This window comes from Thiobacillus denitrificans ATCC 25259 (assembly GCF_000012745.1).
GTDB classification, from domain to species: Bacteria; Pseudomonadota; Gammaproteobacteria; order Burkholderiales; family Thiobacillaceae; genus Thiobacillus; species Thiobacillus denitrificans_B.
In genome coordinates this window covers 2,410,768-2,434,882 of sequence record NC_007404.1, presented here as the reverse complement: position 1 = coordinate 2,434,882, position 24,115 = coordinate 2,410,768, and the positions used below count along the sequence as shown (strand labels likewise).

Annotated in this window: 24 protein-coding genes and 1 pseudogene; 15 read left to right on the top strand and 10 right to left on the bottom strand. The window is 67.2% G+C overall.

Going from position 1 to position 24,115, the window contains the following annotated elements:
• Positions 1 to 15 precede the first annotated feature (15 nt).
• From TBD_RS11840 to TBD_RS11830, 4 genes and pseudogenes are all read left to right on the top strand, one after another.
• Positions 16 to 1,206 (top strand): annotated as a pseudogene (locus tag TBD_RS11840) (multifunctional CCA addition/repair protein); the annotation flags it as partial.
• Positions 1,195 to 1,644 (top strand): archease, encoded by a 450-nt coding sequence (locus TBD_RS15165; RefSeq protein WP_238376523.1) that lies wholly within the window; start codon positions 1,195 to 1,197, stop codon positions 1,642 to 1,644. The pseudogene TBD_RS11840 and the gene TBD_RS15165, both read left to right, overlap by 12 nt.
• A 1-nt stretch (position 1,645) precedes the next feature.
• The gene (locus tag TBD_RS11835; RefSeq protein WP_011312871.1) at positions 1,646 to 3,076 is read left to right on the top strand and encodes an RtcB family protein; all 1,431 of its coding nucleotides are present in this window, start codon (positions 1,646 to 1,648) and stop codon (positions 3,074 to 3,076) included.
• A gap of 68 nt (positions 3,077 to 3,144) precedes the next feature.
• Positions 3,145 to 3,891: a ferredoxin--NADP reductase gene (locus tag TBD_RS11830; protein ID WP_011312870.1), complete on the top strand. Its 747-nt coding sequence runs from the start codon at positions 3,145 to 3,147 to the stop codon at positions 3,889 to 3,891.
• Positions 3,892 to 3,905: 14 nt separating this feature from the next.
• Here the strand turns inward: TBD_RS11830 and TBD_RS11825 are convergent, their stop codons facing one another.
• The 3 genes from TBD_RS11825 to TBD_RS11815 are packed head-to-tail and all read right to left on the bottom strand — an operon-like array spanning position 3,906 to position 5,265.
• A complete protein-coding gene (locus TBD_RS11825; RefSeq protein WP_011312869.1) occupies positions 3,906 to 4,277 on the bottom strand; it encodes a hypothetical protein in 372 nt (123 codons plus the stop codon).
• Positions 4,278 to 4,318: 41 nt separating this feature from the next.
• Positions 4,319 to 4,891 (bottom strand): glycine zipper 2TM domain-containing protein, encoded by a 573-nt coding sequence (locus TBD_RS11820; RefSeq protein WP_011312868.1) that lies wholly within the window; start codon positions 4,889 to 4,891, stop codon positions 4,319 to 4,321.
• Between the two features lie 32 nt (positions 4,892 to 4,923).
• Entirely contained in the window at positions 4,924 to 5,265 is a 342-nt protein-coding gene (locus tag TBD_RS11815; RefSeq protein ID WP_011312867.1) for a hypothetical protein, read from the bottom strand.
• A gap of 149 nt (positions 5,266 to 5,414) precedes the next feature.
• Between TBD_RS11815 and TBD_RS11810 the strand changes: the two genes are divergently transcribed.
• Together TBD_RS11810 and TBD_RS11805 are read left to right on the top strand one after the other, a co-directional pair.
• Positions 5,415 to 6,122 carry a response regulator gene (locus TBD_RS11810; RefSeq protein WP_011312866.1) on the top strand — a complete coding sequence of 236 codons (708 nt, stop codon included), beginning with the start codon at positions 5,415 to 5,417 and terminating at the stop codon, positions 6,120 to 6,122.
• A gap of 9 nt (positions 6,123 to 6,131) precedes the next feature.
• On the top strand, positions 6,132 to 7,418 hold the full coding sequence (locus TBD_RS11805) for an ATP-binding protein (protein ID WP_011312865.1): 1,287 nt from the start codon (positions 6,132 to 6,134) through the stop codon (positions 7,416 to 7,418).
• Between the two features lie 162 nt (positions 7,419 to 7,580).
• Here the strand turns inward: TBD_RS11805 and TBD_RS15025 are convergent, their stop codons facing one another.
• Positions 7,581 to 7,742, bottom strand: coding sequence for a hypothetical protein (locus TBD_RS15025; RefSeq protein WP_187147196.1), 162 nt, complete (start codon positions 7,740 to 7,742; stop codon positions 7,581 to 7,583).
• A 278-nt stretch (positions 7,743 to 8,020) separates the two neighbouring features.
• Between TBD_RS15025 and TBD_RS11800 the strand changes: the two genes are divergently transcribed.
• The 9 genes from TBD_RS11800 (at position 8,021) to gloA (ending at position 17,288) form a co-directional block, all read left to right on the top strand.
• Positions 8,021 to 9,973, top strand: coding sequence for an ABC-F family ATP-binding cassette domain-containing protein (locus TBD_RS11800; RefSeq protein ID WP_011312863.1), 1,953 nt, complete (start codon positions 8,021 to 8,023; stop codon positions 9,971 to 9,973).
• Positions 9,974 to 10,055: 82 nt separating this feature from the next.
• On the top strand, positions 10,056 to 10,898 hold the full coding sequence (locus TBD_RS11795) for a cytochrome b/b6 domain-containing protein (protein WP_011312862.1): 843 nt from the start codon (positions 10,056 to 10,058) through the stop codon (positions 10,896 to 10,898).
• Entirely contained in the window at positions 10,891 to 11,661 is a 771-nt protein-coding gene (locus TBD_RS11790) for a molybdopterin-binding protein (RefSeq protein WP_011312861.1), read from the top strand. Before TBD_RS11795 ends, TBD_RS11790 begins: the two co-directional genes overlap by 8 nt.
• Positions 11,662 to 11,780: 119 nt before the next feature.
• Complete coding sequence (gene glyQ, locus TBD_RS11785; protein ID WP_011312860.1) at positions 11,781 to 12,719, top strand: glycine--tRNA ligase subunit alpha; 939 nt, start codon at positions 11,781 to 11,783, stop codon at positions 12,717 to 12,719.
• Positions 12,716 to 14,821 carry a glycine--tRNA ligase subunit beta gene (glyS, locus tag TBD_RS11780; protein WP_011312859.1) on the top strand — a complete coding sequence of 702 codons (2,106 nt, stop codon included), beginning with the start codon at positions 12,716 to 12,718 and terminating at the stop codon, positions 14,819 to 14,821. The genes glyQ and glyS overlap by 4 nt, the downstream gene beginning before the upstream one ends.
• Before the next feature lie 9 nt (positions 14,822 to 14,830).
• A complete protein-coding gene (gene gmhB / locus TBD_RS11775) occupies positions 14,831 to 15,373 on the top strand; it encodes a D-glycero-beta-D-manno-heptose 1,7-bisphosphate 7-phosphatase (protein ID WP_011312858.1) in 543 nt (180 codons plus the stop codon).
• The gene (locus tag TBD_RS11770; protein ID WP_011312857.1) at positions 15,370 to 16,092 is read left to right on the top strand and encodes a lysophospholipid acyltransferase family protein; all 723 of its coding nucleotides are present in this window, start codon (positions 15,370 to 15,372) and stop codon (positions 16,090 to 16,092) included. The genes gmhB and TBD_RS11770 overlap by 4 nt, the downstream gene beginning before the upstream one ends.
• A gap of 28 nt (positions 16,093 to 16,120) precedes the next feature.
• Positions 16,121 to 16,774 carry a M48 family metallopeptidase gene (locus tag TBD_RS11765; protein ID WP_011312856.1) on the top strand — a complete coding sequence of 218 codons (654 nt, stop codon included), beginning with the start codon at positions 16,121 to 16,123 and terminating at the stop codon, positions 16,772 to 16,774.
• Positions 16,775 to 16,874: 100 nt separating this feature from the next.
• The gene (gene gloA, locus TBD_RS11760) at positions 16,875 to 17,288 is read left to right on the top strand and encodes a lactoylglutathione lyase (protein ID WP_011312855.1); all 414 of its coding nucleotides are present in this window, start codon (positions 16,875 to 16,877) and stop codon (positions 17,286 to 17,288) included.
• A gap of 9 nt (positions 17,289 to 17,297) precedes the next feature.
• Here the strand turns inward: gloA and TBD_RS11755 are convergent, their stop codons facing one another.
• The 6 genes from TBD_RS11755 to TBD_RS11730 all read right to left on the bottom strand — a co-directional run bounded on the left by TBD_RS11755 (position 17,298) and on the right by TBD_RS11730 (position 24,094).
• The gene (locus TBD_RS11755) at positions 17,298 to 17,894 is read right to left on the bottom strand and encodes a DUF4202 domain-containing protein (protein WP_011312854.1); all 597 of its coding nucleotides are present in this window, start codon (positions 17,892 to 17,894) and stop codon (positions 17,298 to 17,300) included.
• A gap of 32 nt (positions 17,895 to 17,926) precedes the next feature.
• A complete protein-coding gene (locus TBD_RS11750; RefSeq protein ID WP_011312853.1) occupies positions 17,927 to 18,604 on the bottom strand; it encodes an OmpA family protein in 678 nt (225 codons plus the stop codon).
• 201 nt (positions 18,605 to 18,805) lie between these two features.
• A complete protein-coding gene (rsmA, locus tag TBD_RS11745; RefSeq protein ID WP_011312852.1) occupies positions 18,806 to 19,573 on the bottom strand; it encodes a 16S rRNA (adenine(1518)-N(6)/adenine(1519)-N(6))-dimethyltransferase RsmA in 768 nt (255 codons plus the stop codon).
• Positions 19,574 to 19,607: 34 nt separating this feature from the next.
• On the bottom strand, positions 19,608 to 20,594 hold the full coding sequence (gene pdxA / locus TBD_RS11740) for a 4-hydroxythreonine-4-phosphate dehydrogenase PdxA (protein ID WP_011312851.1): 987 nt from the start codon (positions 20,592 to 20,594) through the stop codon (positions 19,608 to 19,610).
• A gap of 25 nt (positions 20,595 to 20,619) precedes the next feature.
• Positions 20,620 to 21,930 (bottom strand): peptidylprolyl isomerase, encoded by a 1,311-nt coding sequence (locus TBD_RS11735; RefSeq protein ID WP_011312850.1) that lies wholly within the window; start codon positions 21,928 to 21,930, stop codon positions 20,620 to 20,622.
• A complete protein-coding gene (locus TBD_RS11730; protein WP_011312849.1) occupies positions 21,908 to 24,094 on the bottom strand; it encodes an LPS-assembly protein LptD in 2,187 nt (728 codons plus the stop codon). The genes TBD_RS11735 and TBD_RS11730 overlap by 23 nt, the downstream gene beginning before the upstream one ends.
• Positions 24,095 to 24,115 lie beyond the last annotated feature (21 nt).

Sequence of the window (24,115 nt, the reverse complement as noted above, 5' to 3'; positions counted from 1 at the left end):
CGCCCCGCGCATGACATGAAGACCTACGTCGTCGGCGGCGCGGTGCGCGACCGCTTGCTGGGCCTGCAGGTCAGCGACCGCGACCACGTCGTCGTCGGCGCCACCCCCGACGAGATGCTGGCGGCGGGCTTTCGGCCGGTCGGCAAGGACTTCCCTGTCTTCCTTCATCCGCACACCCACGAGGAGTATGCGCTCGCGCGCACCGAGCGCAAATCCGGCCGCGGCTACAAGGGCTTCGTCGTGCATGCGGCGCCCGAGGTCACCCTCGAAGAGGACTTGGCGCGGCGCGACCTCACGATCAACGCGATCGCCGAGGACGAAAGTGGGACCCTGATCGACCCCTACGATGGCCAGGCGGACCTCGCGGCGAAGACCTTCCGCCACGTCAGCGAGGCCTTCGCCGAGGATCCGGTCCGCATCCTGCGCGTCGCGCGCTTCGCCGCGCGCTTCACCGAATTCACCGTCGCCCCGGAAACCAATGCCTTGATGCGGCGCATGGTCGACAGCGGCGAAGTCGACGCACTGGTCGCCGAACGCGTCTGGCAGGAGATCGCCCGCGGCCTCATGGAGACGCAGCCGTCGCGCATGTTCGCGGTGCTGCGCGACTGCGGCGCGCTCGCCCGGATGCTTCCCGAAGTCGACCGCCTGTTCGGCGTGCCGCAGCCGCCCGAGCATCATCCCGAGGTCGACACGGGGATCCACGTCATGCTCGTGATCGACTGGGCGGCGCGGCAGGGCGCGAACCTGGCCGTGCGCTTCGCGGCCCTGACCCACGACCTCGGCAAGGGCGAGACCTCGCCCGAATTGTGGCCCAGGCACCACGGCCACGAAGGCGCGAGCGTGAGACTCGTGCGCGCGCTGAGCGAGCGCCTGCGCGCACCCGCCGAGTGCCGCGAACTCGCGGTCGCGGTAGCGCGCGATCATGGCAACGTACATCGTGCGCTCGAATTGCGACCGCGCACGATCGTCGAACTGCTCGAACGCGTCGATGCCTTCCGCCGCCCCGAACGCTTCGAACATTTTCTGGAAGCCTGTGAATGTGATTTCCGCGGGCGGCCCGGCTACGCGGACAAGACTTACCCGCCGCCGCAATACCTGCGGCAGGCGTTGCACACGGCGCAGCAGATCGACGCGGCTGCGGTCGCGCGCAGCGTTGAGTCGGTGAGAATTCGTGAAGCGATACTCGCGGCGCGCGTGGAGGCAGTGAACCGGTGGCGGCGCAGTCGCGCGAGCCGCTGGGAACAGTTCTCGCATGAAGCCGACATCGGTGTGCGCGGCATCGGCCCCGATCTGGCGGCCGCCTTCGAGCAGGTGGCCGTCGCGATGACGGCGGTGATTACCGACCCCGCGCGGGTCGCGACGGAAACCTGCGTCGAGATACGCTGCGACGCCGCTGACGACGAGCTTCTGCTCGTCGACTGGCTCAACGCGCTGATCTACGAAATGGCGGTTCGCCATATGCTCTTCGGCCGTTTCGAGGTGCACCTCGACCGCCGCCGTTTGTACGCGAAAGCCTGGGGCGAGGCCGTCGACGCGCCCAGGCATCAACCCGTCGTCGAGATCAAGGGCGCGACCTATACTGGCCTGAAGGTAGGGAGAGACGAAACCGGGCAATGGCAGGCCCAGTGCATCGTGGACGTGTGACATGGATCTTGCGCGCTTGCAGCAGGCATCGGCGGTCGAGTGGCGGATCGGCCCGCACGGGCGCATGCGCGTGCCGGCCGTCATCTTCGCCGACGAAGACCTGGTCCGCCAGATGGACGACAAGGTCTACGAGCAGATCACCCACGTTGCGGCGCTACCGGGCATCGTCCAGGCAGCCTACGCCATGCCCGACGCCCACTGGGGCTACGGCTTTCCGATCGGCGGGGTCGCCGCCTTCGACGCCGACGAAGGCGGCGTCGTGTCCGCCGGCGGCGTCGGCTTCGACATCTCGTGCGGGGTGCGCACGCTACACACCGGCCTCACCGTCGCCGACATTGCGCCGGTCAAGCAAAAACTGGCCGACCGCCTGTTCGCGAGCATCCCGGCGGGGGTCGGCAGTAGCGGCAAGTTGCGTCTGAACAGCGTCGACATGGACGCGATGCTGCGCGGCGGCGCGTGCTGGGCCGTCGAGCGTGGCTACGGCAGTCCGGCCGACCTCGAGCGTATCGAGGAGCGCGGCTGCGTCGCGGGCGCCGCGCCCGAGCATGTCTCCGAGGCGGCCAAGCGTCGCCAGCGCGACGAACTTGGCACGCTGGGCTCGGGCAACCATTACCTCGAACTGCAGGAAGTGACCCAGATCTACGACGTGCCCGCGGCCGACCGCTTCCGGCTTCGTGTCGGCGAACTCGTCGTCAGCATCCATTGCGGCTCGCGCGGACTCGGGCACCAGATCGGGACCGAGTTTCTCAAGGCGATGGTGCTCGCGGCGCCTGCTCACGGCATCGATCTGCCCGACCGCGAACTCGCCTGCGCACCAATCGACTCGGCGCTCGGCCAGTCCTATCTCGGCGCGATGCGTGCCGCGACGAATTGCGCCCTCGCCAATCGCGAGGTCATTACCCATCTCGTTCGCCAGGTTTTTGCGGATGTCGTCCCCGATTCCCACCTCGCGCTGGTCTACGACGTGTCGCACAACACCTGCAAGCAGGAGTCGTACACCGTCGACGGCAAGGCGAAACGTCTTTACGTCCATCGCAAGGGCGCGACGCGTGCCTTCGGTCCGGGCCATCCCGGATTGCCCCCCGAACTTCGGGATATCGGCCAGCCCGTCATCGTCGGCGGCAGCATGGGGACGGCCTCCTACATCCTCGTCGGTACCGAAGCGAGCCACCAGCTGGCCTTCAGCTCGGCCTGCCACGGCGCCGGGCGCGCCATGAGCCGCCACCAGGCAAGCCGCACTTGGCATGGGCGGGCGCTCGTCGACGAACTCGCGGCCCAGGGCGTGCTGATCCGCAGCCCGTCGTCGCGCGGCGTCGCCGAAGAAGCGCCGGGAGCCTACAAGGACGTCAGGGCGGTCGTCGACGCGGCGGACCGGGCCGGCCTCGCGCGCAAAGTTGCCAGGCTCAGGCCGCTCGTCTGCATCAAGGGCTGACCGCAGGGCCGGAACTGTCGTCGCGCCCGGGCGTCGAAAAAGCGTCTATCCAGCATGGAGCAACCGCGATGCCCTATAGCGAACAAACCGTACAGTGGGTGCGGCCGTGGTCCGACAAGACGTTCAGCTTCACGGTGACGCGTCCGCAGGATTTCTCGTTCGCGAACGGCGAGTTCGTCACGATCGGACTCAAGCAGGAAGGCAAGCTCGTGGCGCGTGCCTATTCGATCGTCTCGACGGCCGACCGCGACTATCTCGAGTTCCTGAGCATCCATGTCCCGGACGGGCCGCTGACGAGTCAGCTTTCACAGATCAAGCCGGGCGACCGGGTCTGGATCAACAACAAGACGACGGGAACGCTGACGCTCGACCACGTGTCGCCGGGGCGCGTCCTTTACATGCTCGCCACCGGCACCGGGGTCGCGCCCTTCGTGAGCCTCGTGCGCGATCCCGCGATCTTCGCGCGCTTCGAAACGGTCGTGCTCGTGCATTCGGTTCGGACGGCCGCCGAACTCGCGTATCGCGAGGAACTCGAGGCCATGGACCAGCCACAACTGCACTACGTGCCGACGGTGACCCGCGAGCCGTTTCCGACGACCGAGCGCGGCAGCGAACTTTTTCGCTCGGGCCTGCTGTCGCAGCGCCTGGGTTTACCGCCGCCCGACCCCGAGCAGGACCGCGTGATGATCTGCGGCAACCCGCAGATGACGCGCGAAATGACGCGCTTTCTCAAGGACACCGGCTGGACGCTGACGACCCCGCGCGGGCTCGGCAATTTCACGACAGAAGTCGCCTTCGTCCTGCATCACGGCTGAACAGGAGCCGCGCCTCAGCCGTGCCGATGGTGCTTGTGGTGCCGATGTTTGCCGTGGCCGCGGTCGTAGTGGTGGTGGCGGTCGCCGCCCTCGCGCCAGTGCCGGCGCTCGTCCCAGTCGCGGTCGTGATCGCGATAGTGGTACACATGCTCGACATGCCGATGTTGCGGCAGCACGATGACCCGCCCCGGGTGGTAATGCGTATGGGTCCAGTAGCGGCTTCCGCCGGACTCGTACAGGACCCGGAAGCCGTCGTGATGGCGGGTCCCGAACGAGATGCTGAAATGCGGCTCGACCGTGACGACGCGGCCGTATCGGTCGTCGTGCGCGAACGCTGACGCCGATGAGGCGAGCAGGGTGGCGGCGAGTAGAAGCTTGGGTAGCATGATCTTCTCCTTGAGGTTCGGGATGGCGGGCGGGGGAAAGCTCAGTCGCCCCAGTGGTCGTAGTCGTTCGGCCGGTGCGTGTACCGGCTTCCTTCGGCGACGTTGAAATCGACGTCGAGCCGGACCCATTTGCCCGGATCGTGATCGAGCCGCGTGCTGTACTCGCGGCCGCGGAAGCGGTAGCGCACGTCGTAGCCGACGATGACCTCGCGATGCTCGTAGCGGGTGCGACAGCGTTCGACCTCCTGGGGAACCGATTCGTAACGCGTCTCGGGGCGGTTCCAGCGGTCGCCGACGACTGCGCCGGTCGCCGCGCCGACCGCGGCCGCGGCGACGCGCCCGTCGCCCTTGCCGACGGTCGAGCCGAGCAGGCCGCCGGCGATTGCGCCGATGATCGCGCTGCCGCCGCCGTTGCCTTCGCGATAGCTGCGCGTCTCGTAGCCGACCGTTTCGGTCCAGCACTCGCGGCGCGGCTCGCTGATGCTCTCGTAGATCGGAACGCTCGACACGACGCGGGCGCGGGTCGTGAAGCCGTCGCCGGGGCCATGCCCGGCGTAGGCGCTGCCGCTTGCAGCGAGCAGGATCGCGAGCAGGGTGGGGATGCGTGCAGTCATTCTTACTCTCCTCATGGCGTCGATTCGCCGTTTCAGTGTCGGCCGCGTGAACGGTCGTCGTTTTCGTGTCTGCGTTGCTGCCGACGCTCGTAGCCGTAGCCGTAGCCGCGTGGCTCCTCGCGTTCAGCGCCGCGCTCGTTCGCCCGTTGGTCGCGCCGCTCCGGGTAGTACTCGTCGGCGCGCGGATCGCGACGTTCGTCGCGCCCGCGGGTGTCGGACCGGTCGCGCGCGGCGAGGAAGACGCCGTCGAAAAAATACTCGGGGGCGGCCTGGGCCGGCGCGGCAAGCGCGAGTCCCAGAACCGCCAGTCCAAGGAACCCGAATCGCCGTGCAGTCTTGCCTTGATGCCCTGCAGCCTGTTTCAAGCTGTTCATGTCGTCTCCATCGGTGGCCGCGCGCTACGCTGCCACGCTTCGCAGTGTGGTTGAGGGGAGTAAGCGCCCTGTTTCAGGCAGGGACGATTTTGTAACAGTGTGTAACCGCCGTGGGAAGCGGTGCTCCGTGCCGCTGATATAGTTGCCGCATGGGAAAAGAGACGATCTACGTCACCGATGACGACCGTGGCATCCGCGAGCTCGTCGCCGAATACCTGACGAGCCAGGGCTACGCGGTCGAGACCGCCGAGGACGCCGCGGCGCTCGATCGCCTGCTCGCGGCGCGCCTGCCCGACCTCGTCGTGCTCGACTGGATGATGCCCGGCGAAGACGGCCTGTCGGTCGCGCGGCGGCTACGCGCGCGGCCGGGTTTTCCGCCGATCATCATGCTGTCGGCCAAGGGCGAGGACATCGACCGCATCATCGGGCTCGAGGTCGGTGCCGACGACTACCTGCCCAAGCCCTTCAATCCGCGTGAACTGCTGGCGCGGATCCGGGCCGTGTTGCGTCGCCAGCCCACCGCCGCCGAGCCGACCGAAAGCGCGCGCCTGGTCCGCTTCGGACCTTTCAGCGTCAATCTCGACGCCCGCATGCTGAGCCGGGATGGGGTCGAAATCCCGCTCACCGGCGGCGAATACGAGTTGCTCGAAATCTTCGTCAGGCACGCCAACCGCGCCTTGTCACGCGACTGGCTCATGGATCAGCTGCGCGGCTTCGAGCGCGACCCGTTCGACCGCAGCATCGACGTGCGGGTCAACCGCCTGCGCAAGAAAATCGAGGACGACCCGACGAACCCCGCCTACATCCGCACCCAGCGCGGGCAGGGTTATCTGTTCGTGCCCCAGGGCAAGGGCTGACGCCCGGCGATGGTACGCATCGCCAGTTCGCTCTACGCGCGCACGGCGCTGACGCTGGCCATCGCTTTCGTCCTCTTTCAGGCCGCCGCCTTCGCGGTCGTATACCGCACCCTGATCATCCCGCTGGCCGAGCGCTCGGCCGACGACCTCGCGGGCCTGATCGTGCTGTCGGCTCAGACCTGGGTCGAACTGCCGCCGCAAACCCGCGCCGCGTTCGAGCGGGAACTGGCGGACCGGCACGGTCTGCGTCTCACGGCCGGCGATCCCGGCGCGGTCGCCGACGCGCCGCAGTTCGCGTTCCGTGCGCAGATCGAGACCGCCCTCAGCCGCCGCGTGGGCGAGCCGGTCAAGCTTCGGGGGGTGCCCGGGACACGCGCGGCCTGGCTCGACATCCCGACCGGCGGCCATGCCCTGCAGGTCGGCTTCTACCCGGCGCGCTACGCGGTGAAGCCGCCGCTGGCGGCGATCGCTGTGATCGCGCTCGGCGCCCTGCTCAGTCTGGTGACCGCGCTGCTGCTCGTGCGCCGCATCACGCTTCCGCTCGCGCGGGCGGCGCGGGCCGCACGGCAGGTCGGCGCGGGCCAGCTCCCCGAGCCGCTGCCGGAGACCGGCCCGGCCGAGGTCGCCGAACTCGCGCGTCGCTTCAACACCATGGCGACCGAGGTCCGCGAGCTGCTCGACAACCGCACGACCCTGCTCGCCGGAATCTCGCACGACCTGCGCACGCCGATGACCCGGCTCCAGCTCCATCTCGAAATGCTGCGCGACGCGCCGAGCCCGGCACGAATCGATCGCGCCGTCGCCGACCTCGCCGACATGAACAAGCTCATCACAGGCTATCTCGAACTCGCGCGCACGACCCAGGCCGAGGCGAAGACGCGCTTCGACCTCGCGGTCCTGCTCGAGGAAGTCGCGACCGACGCGGGCCTGGCGGGATTTTCCGCGGCGCCGTGCACGGTCGAGGCGGGCCGCCTGGCACTGCGCCAGATCGTGTCGAACCTGATCCAGAATGCGCAGCGCTACGGGGACGCAGCGACGGTCGAACTCGAACTCGAATGCTCGGAGCTGGGGGCGCGGGTGACCGTGCGCGATGCGGGACCGGGGATTCCGGAAGATCAGCTGGAGAAGGTGTTCCGGCCGTTCTACCGGCTCGAGGCATCGCGCTCGGAAGCGACCGGCGGAAGCGGTCTCGGGCTTGCGATCGTCCGGCAGTTGGCGGCGACCCACGGTTGGAAAGTCTCGCTGGCCAACCGCAAGACCGGCGGGCTCGAGGCGGTGCTCGAAATCCGCCGCTAGCCCGAACGGGAAGTCAGGAAGGGCAGTGCCTGCTGCTGCGGCGCAGAATCCGCAGTTCGATGAATAACAGGGTCAGACTGAACATCGACATGCGGCAGGTGCTGCCGCTGAAAAAGGCGAGCGGTGAGGAAGATAGGCTGAGGCTCACGCGCGTGCCTTTGCTCAGTTGCATCGTGCTGCGGGCTGACGGGCGAAGAGCGAAAACTGCACGAACATGAGCGACAGGCTGGTCAGGCTCATGCGCTCCGTATGCCCGTGAAACCAGGCGAAAGGCGTCTTGCTGATCTCGAGCACGAGCTGGTTCTGGCCGAATTGCAGTTTCATGATGCACTCCCGTTTTGCGCTGTCGCTGTATCTCTTTGCAATGCCTATGCCAATCTTCGACGACTTGACGGCTCCGTAAAAAATGCCGACAAAACATCCGTTTGCCGCGGCCCGCGAGAGCCAGTCCGGGCGGCGGTCCGTGCGGAGTGACGGAAAACCGTCATCGATCGTCCACGGCTTCAACAGCTCACGGCCAGGCGCCTGCCGGGCACCCGTGCACGACACGGTAGAATTCGGCTTTTCCTTGGGGCGACGGGCTGCGGCGCGTCGCATCGTGCATGATCCTCCTGAAGAATCTGAGCCTGCGGCGCGGCGCGAAAGTGCTGCTCGACGACGCCTCGGTCGCGATCAATCCCGGCGAGAAAGTCGGACTCGTCGGCCGCAACGGCGCCGGAAAATCGAGCCTGTTCGCGCTCCTGAACGGCTCGCTGCATGAAGATAAGGGCGACTTCTCGGTCCCGTCGCAATGGCGGCTCGCGCAGGTCGCGCAGGACATGCCCGAGACCGATGCGCCGGCGACCGACTTCGTTATCGCCGGCGACACGCGGCTCGTCGCCGCCCAGGCCGAAGTGGAAGCGGCCGAAGCGAGCGACGACGGCGAACGCATGGCGCACGCCTACATGGCGCTGCACGACGCGGGCGCCCACGACGCCGAATCGCGGGCGCAGGCCTTGATTCTCGGCCTCGGGTTCCAGGTTCGCGAGCTGAGCCAACCGGTCAACAGCTTCTCCGGCGGATGGCGCATGCGTCTGCAGCTCGCGCGTGCGCTGATGTGCCCGTCCGATCTGCTGCTGCTCGACGAACCGACCAACCACCTCGACCTCGATGCCCTGGTGTGGCTCGAGGCCTGGCTGAAGAAATACGCCGGCACGCTGCTGGTGATCAGCCACGACCGCGATTTCCTCGACGCCGTCACCGACGTCACGCTCCACATCGAGAACGGCCGGCTGACCCGCTACGGCGGCAACTACAGCACCTTCGAGGACATGCGCGTCGAGCAGATGGCCTTGCAGCAGGCAGCCTACGCCCGTCAGCAGGAAAAGATCGCCCATCTCAAGAAGTTCATTGATCGCTTCAAGGCCAAGGCGAGCAAGGCCAAGCAGGCGCAAAGCCGGGTCAAGGCGCTCGACCGCATGGAGCGCCTCGCGCCGCTCCTCGCCGACGCCGAGTTCTCGTTCGAATTCCAGGAACCCGAGAGCCTGCCGAACCCGATGCTCACGATCGACGACGCGAGCTTCGGCTACCCCCCGCCCGACGGGGCGCCGGCCGGCACGCCGCCGACCGTGATCGTCCAGCACGTCAGCAGGTCGGTATTCGCCGGCCAGCGCATCGGCATCCTCGGTGCCAACGGCCAGGGCAAGTCGACGCTCGTGAAGACGATCGCGCGCACGCTGCCCGTCGTCGCCGGCAGCGTGATTGAAGGCAAGGGCCTCAACATCGGCTATTTCGCGCAGCAGGAGCTCGACGTGCTGCGTCCGGCCGACACGCCGCTCGAGCACATGATCCGGCTCGCGCGCGACGTCATCGCCAACGGCGGCGCCGGCCGCTTCAGCAGCCGCGAACAGGACCTGCGCAATTTCCTCGGCACCTTCAATTTCAGCGGCGACATGGTCAAGCAGGCGGTCGGCAGCATGAGCGGCGGCGAGAAGGCGCGCCTCGTGCTGTGCATGATCGTGTGGCAGCGGCCGAATCTGCTGCTGCTCGACGAGCCGACCAACCACCTCGACCTCGCGACGCGCGAGGCGCTCGCGATGGCCTTGAACGAGTTCGAGGGGACGCTGATGCTGGTCAGTCACGACCGCGCCCTGCTGCGTTCGGTGTGCGACGAGTTCTGGCTTGTCACGCGCGGCGGCGTCGTGCCCTTCGACGGCGATCTCGACGACTACCAGCGCTACCTGCTCGACGAGGCGAAACGCCTGCGCGAAAGCCTGAAGGCGGCGGACAAGGCGGTGGAAACGCCCGCGCCGAAGGCGCCGCTGGCGCCCGCGAAGCGTGCGCCCTCGGGCAAGCTCAAGCCGCTCAAGCAGTCGCTCGAGAAGAGCGAGCAACGCCTCGCGGCGTTGCAGGCCGAAAAGGCCACGCTCGAGGCGCGTCTCGACGGCGCCGTCGCGCGCGACGAAATCGCCGCGGCTGGCACCCGGCTTCAACAGCTCGCCGACGAACTCGAGCGCGAAGAAGAAAGGTGGCTGCAGATATCGGGAGAGATCGAGACGCACGAGGCGAGCGCCTGAGCCGCCGCGGTCGCTTGGATTCCGCGCGCCGCCCGCCTATGCTGCACAGGCCAAAGGCGCAGCGAATTGCCGAGGGATTTCAATGCCGACATCCGAGCAGGCGGACGGTGCCGATACCATCGTGTATCGCCGCCATGCCTGGCCGATCCGCCTCATGCACTGGATCAACGTGGTCGCCTTTGCGGTGCTGCTCATGAGCGGGCTGCAGATCTTCAACGCGTTTCCGGCGCTTCACTGGGGCAAATCCTCCTACACCGGCGAGGCCCCGTTGCTGCGCATCGGCGCGCGTCTCGACGCCGACGGTAAGGCGGTCGGGGTGACGCGCATTTTCGGGCGCGATTTCGAGACGACCGGTGTGCTCGGGGTGTCGGCGGGCGCCGACGGGGCGCCGACGGTGCGCGGTTTTCCGGCATGGATCACGCTGCCGGGCGAGCAGTGGCTCGCGATGGCGCGGCGCTGGCATCTGTTCTTCGCCTGGGTGCTCGTCGTCAACGGCCTCCTGTATCTCGGCTACACGCTCGCCAGCGGGCACCTCGCGCGCGATCTCCTGCCGGATCGCGCCGACTGGCGCGGGTTCGGGCAGTCGCTCAAGGACCACCTGCTTTTCCGCCGCCCGGCGGGAGAGGCCGAGCGCCGTTACAACGTGCTGCAAAAACTCGCCTACCTGGCCGTGATCTTCGTGCTGTTTCCGCTCGTGGTCGTGATGGGCCTGGCCATGTCGCCGGCGCTGAACGCGCTCCTGCCCGGTTGGGTCGACGTCGTGGGCGGACGCCAGTCGGCGCGTACCCTGCACTTCGTGCTGGCCTGGATGCTCGTGGCCTTCGTCTTCATCCACGTCTTCGAGCTCGTCGTCAGCGGCTTCTGGAACAAGCTGCGCGCCATGGTGACCGGGCGTTATCGACTCGAAGGGGATCGCGATGCGTGAATGCGAAAACGGCCGCCGGCGCTTCCTGCAGCGCGCGCTCGCCGCCGGAAGCGCGCTCGTGCTCGCCGGCTGCGAGCGCCTGTCGCGCAGCGAATGGTTCACCGGGGTGCTCGGCAGCGCCGAGAAGCTGAACTTCGGGGTGCAGCGCCTGTTGCTTCCGCGCAAGGCGATGGCGCAGGAATTCACTGAGGCCGACCTGTCGCCCGATTTCCGCAGTAACGGCACCCGCGACCCCGACGACCCCGCCTATCAGGCGCTCGCCGCCGATCGCTTCGTCGACTACCGGCTGCGGGTCGGGGGCCTGGTCGCGCAACCCCGCGCGTATTCGCTCGACGCGTTGAAAGCCCTGCCGAGCCGCACCCAGATCACGCGTCACGACTGCGTCGAAGGCTGGAGCGCGATCGGCAAGTGGAAAGGCGTCCCGCTCGCCCGCATCCTCGAAGCCGTTACGCCGCTCCCCTCGGCCCGCTACGTCGTGTTCTACTGCGCCGACTCGATGGAGGCGTCGGGAACGCGCTACTACGAAAGCATCGACATGGAGGACGCCTGGCACGTGCAGACGCTCCTCGCCTACGAGCTGAACGACGCACCTCTGCCGATCAAGAACGGCGCGCCGATTCGCCTGCGCGTCGAGCGTCAGCTCGGCTACAAGATGGCGAAATACGTCATGCGGATAGAACTGGTCGATCGCCTCGACACGATCGCAGGCGGCAAGGGCGGCTACTGGGAAGACCGCGGCTACGAATGGTACGCGGGCATCTGAGTCCGGCTCGGCGTCGGGGATCCGGGCGCGTGCGTTCGCCGGTCCAAACTTTGCGCCGCCCTTAGAAACGCCCGTCAGGCACGGTAAAATGCGGCTTTCCCGAAAAGCCTGCATTGCCCGTGAACCCCACCTTTCAGGACATCATCCTCACCCTTCAGCGTTATTGGGGCGAGCGCGGGTGCGCGCTGCTGCAGCCCTACGACATGGAAGTCGGCGCCGGCACGTCGCACACCGCGACCTTCCTGCGCGCGCTCGGTCCCGAGCCCTGGAAGGCCGCCTACGTGCAGCCCTCGCGCCGTCCCAAGGACGGCCGCTACGGCGAAAATCCCAACCGGCTGCAGCATTACTACCAGTTCCAGGTCGTTCTCAAGCCCGCGCCGGCCGACATCCTCGAGCTCTACCTCGGTTCGCTCGAGGCGCTCGGCTTCGACCTGAGGAAAAACGACGTGCGCTTCGTCGAGGACGACTGGGAAAACCCGACCCTCGGCGCCTGGGGGCTCGGCTGGGAGGTCTGGCTGAACGGCATGGAAGTTACCCAGTTCACCTACTTCCAGCAGGTCGGCGGCATCGACTGCAAGCCGATCACGGGCGAAATCACCTACGGCCTCGAGCGCCTCGCGATGTACCTGCAGGGCGTCGAGAGCGTGTTCGACCTGAGATGGACCGACGGACTCACCTATCGGGACGTCTACCACCAGAACGAGGTCGAGCAGAGCGCCTACAACTTCGAGCACAGCGACGTCGGCTTCCTGCTGACCGCCTTCAGCGCGCACGAAAAGAAGGCCCAGGAACTGATGGTCGCGCAGCTCGCGCTGCCGGCCTACGAACAGGTGCTCAAAGCCGCGCACACCTTCAACCTGCTCGACGCCCGCGGCGCGATTTCGGTGACCGAGCGCGCCGCGTACATCGGCCGCATCCGCAACCTCGCGCGCAGCGTCGCGAAGAGCTATCTCGACAGCCGGGCGCGCCTCGGCTTCCCGATGGCGCCCCGTGCCTGGGCCGACGAAGTGCTCGCGAACATCGAAAAACAGACGCAAAAGAAGGCGGCCGCCGCATGACCACCGCGAACCTGCTCGTTGAACTCTTCGTCGAGGAATTGCCGCCCAAGGCGCTGAAGAAGCTGGGCGAGGCTTTTGCCGCCGCGCTGACCGAGAGCCTGGTCGCGCAGGGCCTTGTCCACGCGCAGGCGGCGGTCACCCACTTCGCCTCGCCGCGCCGCCTCGGTGCGCACATTGAGAATGTGTTGGAACGCTCCGCCGACAAGCCGGTTTCGACCAAACTGATGCCGGTCAGCGTTGGCCTCGATGCGGATGGCAACGCGACGCCCGCGCTGCTCAAGCGCCTCGCCGCGCTTGGCGCCGACGCTTCTGCGGTTGCGACGTTGCGCCGTGAATCCGACGGCAAGGCCGAGGCGTTATTCATGGATTCGGTCGCCAAGGGTATCTCCTTGGGGCTTGGCTTAGCGAAAGCGCTGTGGGAGTCATTGGATAAGCTACCGATCCCGAAAGTCATGAGCTACCAACTTGCTGATGGTTGGAGCACGGTGAATTTTGTACGTCCCGTTCATGGTTTGGTCGCTCTGCATGGCACTGATCCTGTGGATGTCCGCATGTTTGGCCTTACCGCGGGCCGCAAGACACACGGTCACCGCTTTGAGGCCGCCGCCGATCCGATCGTGCTCAAGGACGCTGACAGCTACGCGCAGCAGCTCGAAAGTGAGGGCGCCGTGATTGCTAACTTCGCCGAGCGCCGCGCCGAGATCGTGCGCCAGCTGGAGGCCGCCGCCGCGCCGTTGGGCCTCGTGCCGGTCGAGGACGAGGCCCTGCTGGACGAGGTCACGGCGCTGGTCGAGCGCCCCAACGTGCTGCTCGGGCAGTTCGAGCAGGCCTTCCTCGAGGTGCCGCAGGAGTGCCTCATCCTCACCATGAAGGCGAACCAGAAGTATTTCCCGCTGCTCGACGCCGCCGGCAAGCTGACGAACAAATTCCTGATCGTGTCCAACATCTCGCCGGCCGACGCGTCGGCCGTCGTCGGCGGCAACGAGCGCGTCGTGCGCCCGCGGCTGGCCGACGCGAAATTCTTCTTCGACCAGGACCGCAAGAAGACGCTCGATGCGCGCGTGCTCGGCCTCGCCAAGGTCGTGTATCACAACAAGCTCGGCACGCAGGGTGAACGCGTCACCCGCGTCCAGGCGGTCGCGCGCGCGATCGGCGAGAAGCTCGGCGGCGAGGCGCTGGCGCTCAAGGCCGACCAGGCCGCATTGCTCGCCAAGGCCGACCTGCTTACCGACATGGTCGGCGAGTTCCCCGAACTGCAGGGCGTCATGGGGCGTTATTACGCGCAGCACGACGGCGTCGCCGACGACGTCGCGTTCGCGATCGAGGACCACTACCGGCCACGCTTCGCCGGCGACGACCTGCCGCGTAACCCGGTCGGCGTCTGCGTCGCGCTCGCCGACAAGCTCGAGACGCTCGTCGGCCTGTTCGGCATCGGCGAGAAGCCGACCGGCGACAAGGACCCGTTCGCGCTGCGTCGCCACGCCCTCGGGGTGGTCCGCATGCTGATCGAGAAGCACTTGCCGATCGGCCTGAACGAGCTCGTCAGCATCGCCTTTTCCGCTTTCCAGCAGGGGCTACTCGGACAGGCGCACACCGATGTCTACCTGTTCATGTTCGAGCGCCTGAGTGGCGCCATGCGCGAGCAGGGCTATTCGGCGAACGAGGTCGATGCGGTGCTCAGCCTGAATCCGATCCGGATCGATCTCGTGCCGCAGCAACTCGAGGCGGTGCGCGCCTTCGCCGCGCTGCCGGAAGCCGCAGCGCTCGCCGCGGCCAACAAGCGCGTCGGCAATATCCTGAAAAAAGCCGAGGGCGAGGTCGGCGCCAGCGCCGATCCGGGCCGCTTTGTCGAGGCTGCGGAGCGCGCACTGTTCGCAGCCCTGGACGAGGTGGCGCCGCGTGCCGCCGCGGCCTTCGGCAGCGGCGACTACACCGCCTCGCTGCAGGCGCTCGCCGCGCTCAAGGCACCGGTCGACGCCTTCTTCGACCAGGTCATGGTCAACGCCGACGACCCGGCGCTCAGGGCCAACCGGCTCGCGCTGCTGAATCAGCTGCACCGGACGATGAACCGCGTGGCTGACATCTCCCGGCTCGCCGCCTAAACTTCCGCTATGAAACTCATCATTCTCGACCGCGACGGCGTCATCAACTTCGATTCCGACCACTTCATCAAGTCGCCGGACGAATGGAAGCCGATTCCCGGCAGCCTCGAAGCGATCGGACGGCTGACGCGAGAAGGTTGGCGCGTCGTCGTCGCGACCAACCAGTCGGGACTTGCGCGCGGCCTGTTCGAGATGGCCACCCTGAACGCCATCCACGCCAAGATGCACCGTGCGGTCGCCCAGGCAGGCGGGCGCATCGAGGCGGTTTTCTATTGCCCGCACGCCGCCGACATGAACTGCGGCTGTCGCAAGCCCAAACCCGGCCTCTTTACCGAAATCGCGGCGCGCTACAGCCGCGACCTGAATGACGTGCCTGCAGTCGGCGATTCGCTGCGCGACCTGCTGGCGGCCGCGACGGTCGGCGCGCGCCCGCTGCTGGTGCGCACCGGCAAAGGCGAACGCACGCTCGCGGCCGGCGGCATGCCGGACAACACGCCGGTTTATTCCGACCTCAGCGAGGCCGTCGACCACCTGCTCAAGGCCGTCGCATGAGCCTCGTCCGCTCGCTGGTCTTCGCGGTCCTGCAGACCGCGCTGACAATCCTTTTCAGTCTGGTCGCCTTGCTGTCCTTCCCGTTTTCGGCGCACGCGCGCTATCGCCTGATCACGGGCTACAACCACACCGTGATCTGGCTCGCACGCTGGGTGCTCGGCATCCGCTACGTCGTCGAGGGGCGCGAGCATCTGCCGGCCGAGCCCGCGGTCATTCTCGCCAAGCACCAGTCGGCATGGGAGACCGTGGCCTTCCTGTTCCTGTTTCCGCCGGTCTCGCCGGTGATCAAGCAGGAACTGCTCAAAGTGCCGTTCTTCGGCTGGGCCTTCCGCATGCTCTCGCCGATCGCGATCGATCGCGCCGCCGGGCGCGAGGCGCTCAAGCAGATCGTCAGGCAAGGCAAGGACAAGCTCGCGCAGGGATTCTGGGTACTCGTGTTTCCCGAGGGCACCCGCGTCGCGCCCGGCGAGAAGGGCCGCTACGGCATCGGCGGCGCGTGGCTCGCGGCGGAATCGGGCGCCCCGGTGGTGCCGGTCGCGCACAACGCCGGCGAGGTGTGGCCGAAGAACGCCTTCGTCAAGCATCCGGGGACGATCACGGTGCGCATCGGCCCCGCGATCGACAGCCGCGAGAAAAGCGCCGCCGAACTCACCCGGGCGGTCGAAGCCTGGATCGAAGCGGAAATGGGGAGGCTGCCGCCTGCTGCCGCACGCCAATAGCGGCGTCCTCGCCGTCGGCGAGGCGCTCGTGCCATACCGCCTGCGCCGCTCGCGCCGCCGCCAGACGCTGGGCCTGACCGTCACCGCGGGCGAAGTGCGCATTCACGCACCGAGCTGGACCCCGCGCGCCGAGATCGAGCGCTACGTCCGCGAACAGCACGGCTGGCTCGCGCGCGCCTGGCAACGCATGCAGCTGCGCGCGCCAGAATGTGACGCGGCGACGCAAATCCGCTATCTCGGTCGCGAACTCGCACTGGACATCCGGCCTTCGCTGTTCGGCGAGGTGCAGCGCGTCGGCGCGACCCTGCGGGTCTACCTGCCCGCGGGGCAGGACGCCGACGCGCTGCTAAGGGAGTGGTTGAGTAATCGCGCGGCGCGCGTCCTCGCCTGGCGGATCGCGCGACTGGCTCGACGGCTCGGTCGTGGCCCGAGCCGTTTCGCGCTTTCCGACGCGCGGACGCAGTGGGGCAGTTGCACCCGGCGCGGCCACATCCGTCTCAACTGGCGCCTCGTGCAGGCGCCGCTCGCGCTCATCGACTACGTCGCCGCGCACGAACTCGCGCATCTCGTGCACCTGGACCATTCGCCGCGCTTCTGGCAGCAGGTCGCACAGCTCTGCCCGGACGCGCTGGTGCGCCGTGCCGAACTGCGCCGCGTCGGCGCGGCACTGTTCCGGCTGTAAAAATGTTTTCCTGTCCGCCGACTATCTAGACTGAATACGGCAGACGCACCGAGTCCGACAAAGCGGGGACGGCACGTCGAAAACCGAACGGAGACCACTCATGCGACTACTCCATACCATGCTGCGGGTCGGCGATCTCGACCGCTCGATCGACTTCTACACCCGCGTCCTCGGCATGACGCTGCTGCGCCGCAAGGACTACCCGGACGGCAAGTTCACCCTCGCTTTCCTCGGCTACGAGCCCGAAGACCGGGCCGCCGTGCTCGAACTGACCTACAACTGGGGCGTCGACCGCTACGAGATCGGCACGGGCTACGGCCATATCGCGATCGAGGTCGACGACGCCGCGGCAGCCTGCACTGCGGCCGCCGACAAGGGCGTGCGCATCCTGCGCCCGGCAGGCCCGATGGCGAACGGCAGCACGGTCATCGCCTTCGTCGAGGACCCCGACGGCTATCCGATCGAGTTCATCCAGAAGGGAACGGCCGGCTGGGTCAAGGAGTGGGCGGAGTAGGGGCCGTCCCTAGTCGCTGATCGCCTTGGTGATCAGCGGGATCAGGGGCTCGGGGAGCTTGATCTTGCCGGCCAGCGCGAAGGCCTGCGCGTCCTTCGACATCTTGCTCCAGGTGCGGCGGATGATGTCGATCCACTTCGCTTCGTCGTACTCGGGCTTGCTCTGCGCGAAGTCGAGCATGTAATGCTCGATGAAGACCAGGTTGGCGATGTCCTCGAGGAGCTGCGATTCGGCGTTGACCTTGATGCCGCGCTTGCCGACGGCTTTCTTCACGCGCTCGATCATCGCCTCGTCGTAGCCGGCCTGGCGCATCAGATCGCCGGCCGTGTCGGCGTGGAACTTGTAGAGGCCGGTGCGCCAGGCGTGATAGCCCTCCTTGGTCATCGGATAGCTGTTGCGCGGAACGGTCCAGCGCCGGATGTGCTGCGCGCGCACGGCGAGCTGCGCCGCTTCCGACGCGTCGGGGGCGAAACGCGCGAGCATGTCCGACATGCGCTGCGAATAGAGCAGTTCCTTGGGCTGGCCGTCCTGCTGGTTGGGATCTTCGGCATTGGCCGTGTCGAACAAGGCCATGGCCTGGTCGAAGTGGGCTTGGGTTTCGATCATGTTCCGGTTTTCCTGATGTTTGGGGGGGTGGGTCAGCCCGAGACCACGGGCAGGATCCACAATTCGACGCGCCGGTTGAGCCGACGGCCGTCTTCGGTGCTGTTGTCGGCACGCGGCTCGGTTTCGCCCTTGCCGTAGGATTCGAGGCGTAGCGGATTGACTTTCTGCGACGCGAAATAGTCGAGGACCGACTGTGCGCGCCGTTCCGAGAGCGCCTGGTTGTACTGCGTGGTGCCGACGCTGTCGGTATGCCCGATCACGGTCACGGTCGTCTTGCCATACTGATTCAGCACGCGCGAAATCTTGTCGAGCGTCGGCAGATAGCCCGCCTTCAGCGCCGCCGAATCGTTGTCGAAGCCGGTGCTGGCGGTCATGCTGACGAGCAGCGCGTTGTCGCTGGCGCGTTTTTCGACGCTGATGTCGCCATGCTCGATTTCGGGCCGCAGCTGCTTCTGCAGGTCCTTGGCCTGCTGGTCCATGTAGTAGCCGACGCCGGCGCCCGTGAGACCGCCGCCGACCGCGCCGATCAGCGCGCCCTTGCCGCGATTCTTGTGGTTGATGATGGCGCCGAGCGCAGCACCGCTGACCGTGCCGATCATGGCGCCCTTTTGCGTCTTGCTCAGTTCGCGCGGTTCGCCGAGATCGTTGGTGGCGCAGCCGGCGATGAGAAGAGCAGTCAGCAAGGGCGCGGCGAGATAAGGCTTATGCATGGATAGCTCCTTTTCTGTAGTGAAGGTGTCGGCCCACGCAGCAGCGTGGCAGTCGGAGCAACAGGTTCACCTGTCGAACTTCTCCCGCGGCACGGACCGCTTTGCCCGCTTCGGCGTGCAAGCACGAACCCTTCAATCATAACGGACGTGCGCGCCCGCAATAGCGTGACGGTCTCAGGGTTTTTGCGTAGAGCGCGCTTTTCAGCGTGTGGCCAGGTATGCCGTGATCGCCTCGTAGTCCGCGACGTGCAGCGCCTCCGCGCGCAGGCCCGGATCGATTCCGAGCGCTACGAAATCCTCGGGGCGCATCAGTGCGGAAAGCGTGTTTCTGAGCGTCTTGCGCCGCTGCGCGAAGGCGGCGGCCACGACGCGCGCGAAAAGCGCCTCGTCGACGGACGGGACCTCGGCCGTCGACTTGGGAATCAGGCGCACCACCGCCGACTCGACTTTCGGCGGCGGATCGAAGGCCGTGGGCGGCACGTCGAGCAGCCATTCCATGTGGAATCGGCGCTGCAGCATGATCGAAAGGCGCCCGTAGTCGGCCGTTGCCGGTGAGGCCACCATGCGCTCGACGACCTCCTTCTGCAGCATGAAATGCATGTCGCGGATACGTGGAGCGAATTCGAGCAAATGAAACAGCAGCGGCGTCGAAATGTTGTAGGGCAGGTTGCCGACGATGCGCAGGTCGTCGCCGAGGCTGCCGAAGTCGAACTTGAGCGCGTCGCCGGCGTGGAGTGTGAGCCGTTCCGGTGGCCAGGCCCTGCGCAGGCGGGCGATGATGTCGCGGTCGAGTTCGACGGCATGGAGGTGGGGCAGGCGTTCGAGCAGCGGGCGCGTCAGGGCGCCGAGCCCGGGGCCGATTTCGACCACGGTCTCGCCGGCCTGTGGGTGAATCGCGTTGACGATCGCATGGACGATGCCGTCATCGATCAGGAAATTCTGGCCGAAGCGTTTGCGCGGTGTGTGCATGGCTGGTGAGGCGGAGACCGAGGGTTGGGGCGGCTCAGGGAGCCACCGCGTCCCGGGTGGCCATCTCGGTCGCCATTGCGATCGCGGCGACGAGGCTGCCGACTTCGGCGCGGCCGCTGCCGGCGAGGTCGAGCGCCGTGCCGTGGTCGACCGAGGTGCGGATGAAGGGCAGGCCGAGCGTGATGTTGACCGCGCTGCCGAAGCTCGCGTATTTCAGCACGGGCAGCCCCTGATCGTGGTACATCGCCAGCACCGCGTCGCAGGGGTCGAGGCGTATCCGCGAGAACAGCGTGTCGGCGGGCAGCGGGCCGACGAGGTCGAAACCTTCGGCGCGCAGGCGCGCGAGCGCGGGTTCGATGATCTCGATCTCCTCGCGCCCGAGATGGCCCGATTCACCGGCGTGCGGGTTGAGGCCGGCGACGGCGATGCGGGGGCGCGCAAGGCCGAATCTGCGCGCCAGCTCGGCAGCCAGGATGCGAACGACTTGGTCGAGAAGTGCCGGCGTGATCGCGTCGGCGACCGCGCGCAGTGGCAGGTGCGTCGTCGCGAGCGCGACGCGCAGCCCGCCGCCGGCCAGCATCATGACGACCCGCGGCGTCCCGCTGTGATCGGCGAGATATTCGGTGTGGCCGGTGAAGGGAAAGCCCGCATCGTTGATCACGCCCTTGTGCACCGGGGCGGTCACCAGTGCCTGGTAGGCGCCGCCCATGCAGCCGGCGAGCGCGGCGTCGAGCAGCGCCAGCACGTGCGCGCTGTTGCGGCGGTCGAGCTGGCCTGCATTCACGGCTGCCGCGGCCGGGATATGACGGACGTGGAGCGCCCCCGGCCGATGTTCGGGGACGGACTCCCCAGCGAGGAATTCGACCTCGACGCCGAGCTGGCGGGCGCGCGCCTCGAGCACTTGCACGTCGCCGAGGACGGTCATGCGACACGGCAGCGGCCGCTGCGAGAGGGCGATGCAGAGGTCGGGGCCGACGCCTGCCGGCTCGCCGGCGGTCAGCGCGACAACGGGCGGGTTCACGGTGCGCGCACGGCCGTAGCGGGCGTCAATCGATCGGGCGCAGTTCGACGTAGGCGGCGTCGCGTATCTGCCGGACCCAGTCCTGGAAGGCCTCTTCGGCCTTGCGCTCGCGGATCGCCTGGCGCGCCATCAGCTTCTGGCGCTCCTGCGTCACGTCCTGGTCACGGCGTTCGAGGACCTGGATCAGGTGCCAGCCGAAGGGCGACTGGACCGGCGCACTGACCTCGCCGGGCTGCAGCGCGTTCATCGCCTTCTCGAAGTCGGGGACCGTGTCGCCCGGGTTGATCCAGCCGAGGTCGCCGCCTTTCGACGCGCTCGCGTCCTCGGAGTGCAGACGCGCGAGCTCGTCGAACTTGACGCCGTTGTCGATGCGCTCCTTCAGCTGCAGCAGGCGGTTGCGCGCGTCGGCTTCGGAGGTGATTTCGTTCGTCTTGATCAGGATGTGCCGCGCATGCGTCTGGGTGACGCTGAGCGTGGCGTCCAGACCGCGCTTGTCGACGAGCTTGAGGATGTGGAAACCGTTGCCGCTGCGCAGCAGGGGGCTGATCTCCCCGGGCTGCATCGGCTTCAGCGCCTCGACGAACAGCGCCGGCAGCTTGCCGCTCGCGCGCCAGCCGAAATTGCCGCCCTTCAGCGCGTCGGGCGCGTCGGAATGGCTCGCCGACAACTGCGCGAAATCGGCGCCCGCCGCGAGCTGGGCCAGTATGTCCTCGGCGCGGGCGCGGCGCTCCCTGATCTGCTCGGGCGACGCGTTCTCGGGAACGCTGACGAGGATGTGCGAGAAGTTGTATTCGGTTTCCGCACCCTGCTGCGCCTGCGTCTGCAGATAGCCGTCGATTTCGGCGTCGCTGACCGAGATGCGGTTGTCGACGTCGCGCTCGCGCGCGCGCGCGATGAGGAGCTCGTTGCGGATCGTATTGCGCATGCCGTCGAGCGTCTGGCCCTCTTTCTCGAGGGCCGCCTGCAGGCCCGCCATGTCAAGCTTGTTCTGCGCCGCGATGCGCTGCAGCGCGCGCTCGACCAGCGTCGGGTCGGCGCGCACCCCCGTGTTGCGGGCATGCTGCTGCAGGGCAAGTTCGGTGACCATGCGTTCGAGCAACTGCTTTTCAAGCACGTTGCGCGGCGGCAGCGGCGTGTTCTGCCGCGACAGGTTGCGCACGACCTCGTCGTAGCGCTTGGCGAGTTCCTGGCGGGTGATGACTTCGTCGTTGACGACCGCGACGATGTGGTTGAGCGGCACGACGTCGGCGCGTGCGGGCAGGAGCGCCGACGCGGCGAGGAGAAGCGCCAGTCCCCACTGCTTGAGGCGTCGTTCAGGGCGTTGGAAGAATTTCATTGCTTGGCCTGTATCCGGGAACACTTTGTTTCAAAACGTCGAGCGGGTTGGAGCCGAGGCGGCCCATGCCGTTGAGCTCGAGCTGGAAGAACAGCGCGTCGGTCGACTGGTCTTCCTTCGTGGCAAGGCGCTGGAATACGGTGCGCAGCGCCCAGCAGCCGCCATTGTATTCAAGGCCGGCAAGCCCTTCGACGAGCTTGTCGTCCTGGAAGGAGTAGTTGTAGCGGAACATGCCGTACCAGCGCCTGCCCAGGGGCCACTGCGCGGACACGTCGACCTGCTCGGTGGTCTGGTCGATGAAGCGATAGCCGAAGTTGATCGCGCGGCCGGGGCCCGGACGGTAGGACGCGCCGAGGTTCTGGCGGATGACCGTGCCGTTCTGGGTGTCGAACTGCCAGGCCGTGTCGATGCGCCAGTCTCGCGTGATCTGTCCGCTCACGGCCGCGAGCAGGTCGGTCGTGTTGTCACTCCGGGGGTCGACGCCGGGCAGCGTGACGCGCTGGGGCGTGAAGTAGTAGCGCTGGCCGAGCGTGACCTGCAGGCGCTCGAGCCCGCTTTCGGCCTCGACGAAACGGCTCGTCACGGCGACGGTCAGCTGGTTCGCGTCGTTGATGCGGTCGCCGCCGATGAACTGGTTCGGCGTGAACATCTGCGCGTAGCTGAAATCGAGCAGCCCGGTGTCGAAGATCGGAATGTCGTCCTGATCGCGATAGGGCGCGTAGACGTAGTAGACGCGCGGTTCGAGCGTTTGTTCGAAATCGACGCCCGAAAAGCGCATCGGCCGGTCGAACACGACGCCGCTGTCGAGGCTGAAGATCGGCAGGTTGCGCACGATATTGTCGTCGGCCGCACTCTCGTCGAGCGCGTAATAGGTGCTGTGCCAGCCGATCTGCGGGGTGAGGAAGCCGTAATCGTTGACGAGCGGCATGCGCAGCGTCGGGTAGGCGAGGACGCGCGTTCCCTCGGTCTTCGTCGGATGGGCGAAGCGCGTCGCTTCGCTTTCAAGCGTGAACTCGAATCGGCCGAAGGTCTGGGCCGCACCGAGACGGGCGTGCGGCAGGCGCGCATAGGGCTCGGCGATCGGCGTCGACGCGGTCGAGTCCTGCAGGGTCTGGAAGCTCTGTGCGCGCAGCTCGGCGTTCCAGTGGGCATGCTGCGTCGTCACCCATACCTCGCGGTTGAGGTGGCTGAGCGACGTGATCGAGATCAGGTTGGAGAGGTCACGGAAATAGTCGTCGTCGGACACGCGGTCGAACAGCATGCCGGCCTGGGTGTTCGCGTTCAGCCGATAGCTGTTGTTGAGCGCGACGCTCCAGCGCGTCCGCGCGGCCTCGCTGTCGTCGAGGTATTCGACACGGTTCACGCCCCGGGCGTCTTCGAGCAGATAGCGAAATTCGCCGCCGAGCTGCACGCCGCGCTTCGACAGCAGACGGGGGTAGAGCGTAGCGTCGTAGTTGGGCGCGAGGTTGAGGTAATACGGCACGACGATGTCGAGGCCGCTGCGTTCGGTCGTGCCGATCGTCGGCGCGAGGATGCCGCTCTTGCGCGCGTCGCCGAGCGGAAAACTCATCCACGGCGTATACAGGATCGGTACGCCGAGAAAGCGCAGCGACGCGTGGTGGGCGGTGCCGACGTCGCGGCCGCGGTCGATGTCGAGGTCGGCGATCTTGAGGTACCAGTCCTCGTCCTCGACCGAGCAGGTCGTATAGGTCGCGTCGGCCAGGCTGAAATTGTTTTCGTCGATGAAGTCGATGCGCTCGGCGTCGCCGCGTCCCGGCTGGCCGACGAAGCGGTAGACGGGTGCGGCGAGCTGTCCGCTGTAGGTATCGAGATCGATGTCCAGCGAGTCGCCGGTCACGAGCAGGGCCGGCTGTTCGAGCCGGACCTTGCCGCGCGCCTGGACGCTGTTCTCGCGGGTGTCGTAGCGCAGCCAGTCGGCGAAGAAGTTGCGCCCGGCCTGGCGTGCCTCGACGCGGCCGGCCGCTTCGATGATGCCCACGGCCGTCGAGTCGATCCGGTCGGCGGTGAGGAAGAGCGGCGCCTCCTTCCCGGCAACGGTCGAACCCTTCAGTTCGAGGTCCTTCTTCAGCACGAGCCCGTTCGCCTCCGCGAGGGAGACGTTCAGCAACAGCGCAGCGAGCGTGAAACCGGGCAAGGCGGACAAGCGATGTAAAATCCGGAGTTC

What these genes read in the sequence shown, in the direction of transcription:
- TBD_RS11815 (WP_011312867.1), bottom strand. Translation starts at nt 5,265, where the DNA reads ATGAACAGCTTGAAACAGGCTGCAGGGCATCAAGGCAAGACTGCACGG.
- TBD_RS11755 (WP_011312854.1), bottom strand. Translation starts at nt 17,894, where the DNA reads ATGATCGAAACCCAAGCCCACTTCGACCAGGCCATGGCCTTGTTCGAC.
- TBD_RS11810 (WP_011312866.1), top strand. Translation starts at nt 5,415, where the DNA reads ATGGGAAAAGAGACGATCTACGTCACCGATGACGACCGTGGCATCCGC.
- TBD_RS11805 (WP_011312865.1), top strand. Translation starts at nt 6,132, where the DNA reads ATGGTACGCATCGCCAGTTCGCTCTACGCGCGCACGGCGCTGACGCTG.
- gloA (WP_011312855.1), top strand. Translation starts at nt 16,875, where the DNA reads ATGCGACTACTCCATACCATGCTGCGGGTCGGCGATCTCGACCGCTCG.
- rsmA (WP_011312852.1), bottom strand. Translation starts at nt 19,573, where the DNA reads ATGCACACACCGCGCAAACGCTTCGGCCAGAATTTCCTGATCGATGAC.
- TBD_RS11790 (WP_011312861.1), top strand. Translation starts at nt 10,891, where the DNA reads ATGCGTGAATGCGAAAACGGCCGCCGGCGCTTCCTGCAGCGCGCGCTC.
- TBD_RS11800 (WP_011312863.1), top strand. Translation starts at nt 8,021, where the DNA reads ATGATCCTCCTGAAGAATCTGAGCCTGCGGCGCGGCGCGAAAGTGCTG.
- TBD_RS11770 (WP_011312857.1), top strand. Translation starts at nt 15,370, where the DNA reads ATGAGCCTCGTCCGCTCGCTGGTCTTCGCGGTCCTGCAGACCGCGCTG.
- TBD_RS15025 (WP_187147196.1), bottom strand. Translation starts at nt 7,742, where the DNA reads ATGAAACTGCAATTCGGCCAGAACCAGCTCGTGCTCGAGATCAGCAAG.
- glyS (WP_011312859.1), top strand. Translation starts at nt 12,716, where the DNA reads ATGACCACCGCGAACCTGCTCGTTGAACTCTTCGTCGAGGAATTGCCG.
- TBD_RS11825 (WP_011312869.1), bottom strand. Translation starts at nt 4,277, where the DNA reads ATGCTACCCAAGCTTCTACTCGCCGCCACCCTGCTCGCCTCATCGGCG.
- TBD_RS11830 (WP_011312870.1), top strand. Translation starts at nt 3,145, where the DNA reads ATGCCCTATAGCGAACAAACCGTACAGTGGGTGCGGCCGTGGTCCGAC.
- gmhB (WP_011312858.1), top strand. Translation starts at nt 14,831, where the DNA reads ATGAAACTCATCATTCTCGACCGCGACGGCGTCATCAACTTCGATTCC.
- TBD_RS11795 (WP_011312862.1), top strand. Translation starts at nt 10,056, where the DNA reads ATGCCGACATCCGAGCAGGCGGACGGTGCCGATACCATCGTGTATCGC.
- TBD_RS11750 (WP_011312853.1), bottom strand. Translation starts at nt 18,604, where the DNA reads ATGCATAAGCCTTATCTCGCCGCGCCCTTGCTGACTGCTCTTCTCATC.
- TBD_RS11835 (WP_011312871.1), top strand. Translation starts at nt 1,646, where the DNA reads ATGGATCTTGCGCGCTTGCAGCAGGCATCGGCGGTCGAGTGGCGGATC.
- TBD_RS11735 (WP_011312850.1), bottom strand. Translation starts at nt 21,930, where the DNA reads ATGAAATTCTTCCAACGCCCTGAACGACGCCTCAAGCAGTGGGGACTG.
- TBD_RS11820 (WP_011312868.1), bottom strand. Translation starts at nt 4,891, where the DNA reads ATGACTGCACGCATCCCCACCCTGCTCGCGATCCTGCTCGCTGCAAGC.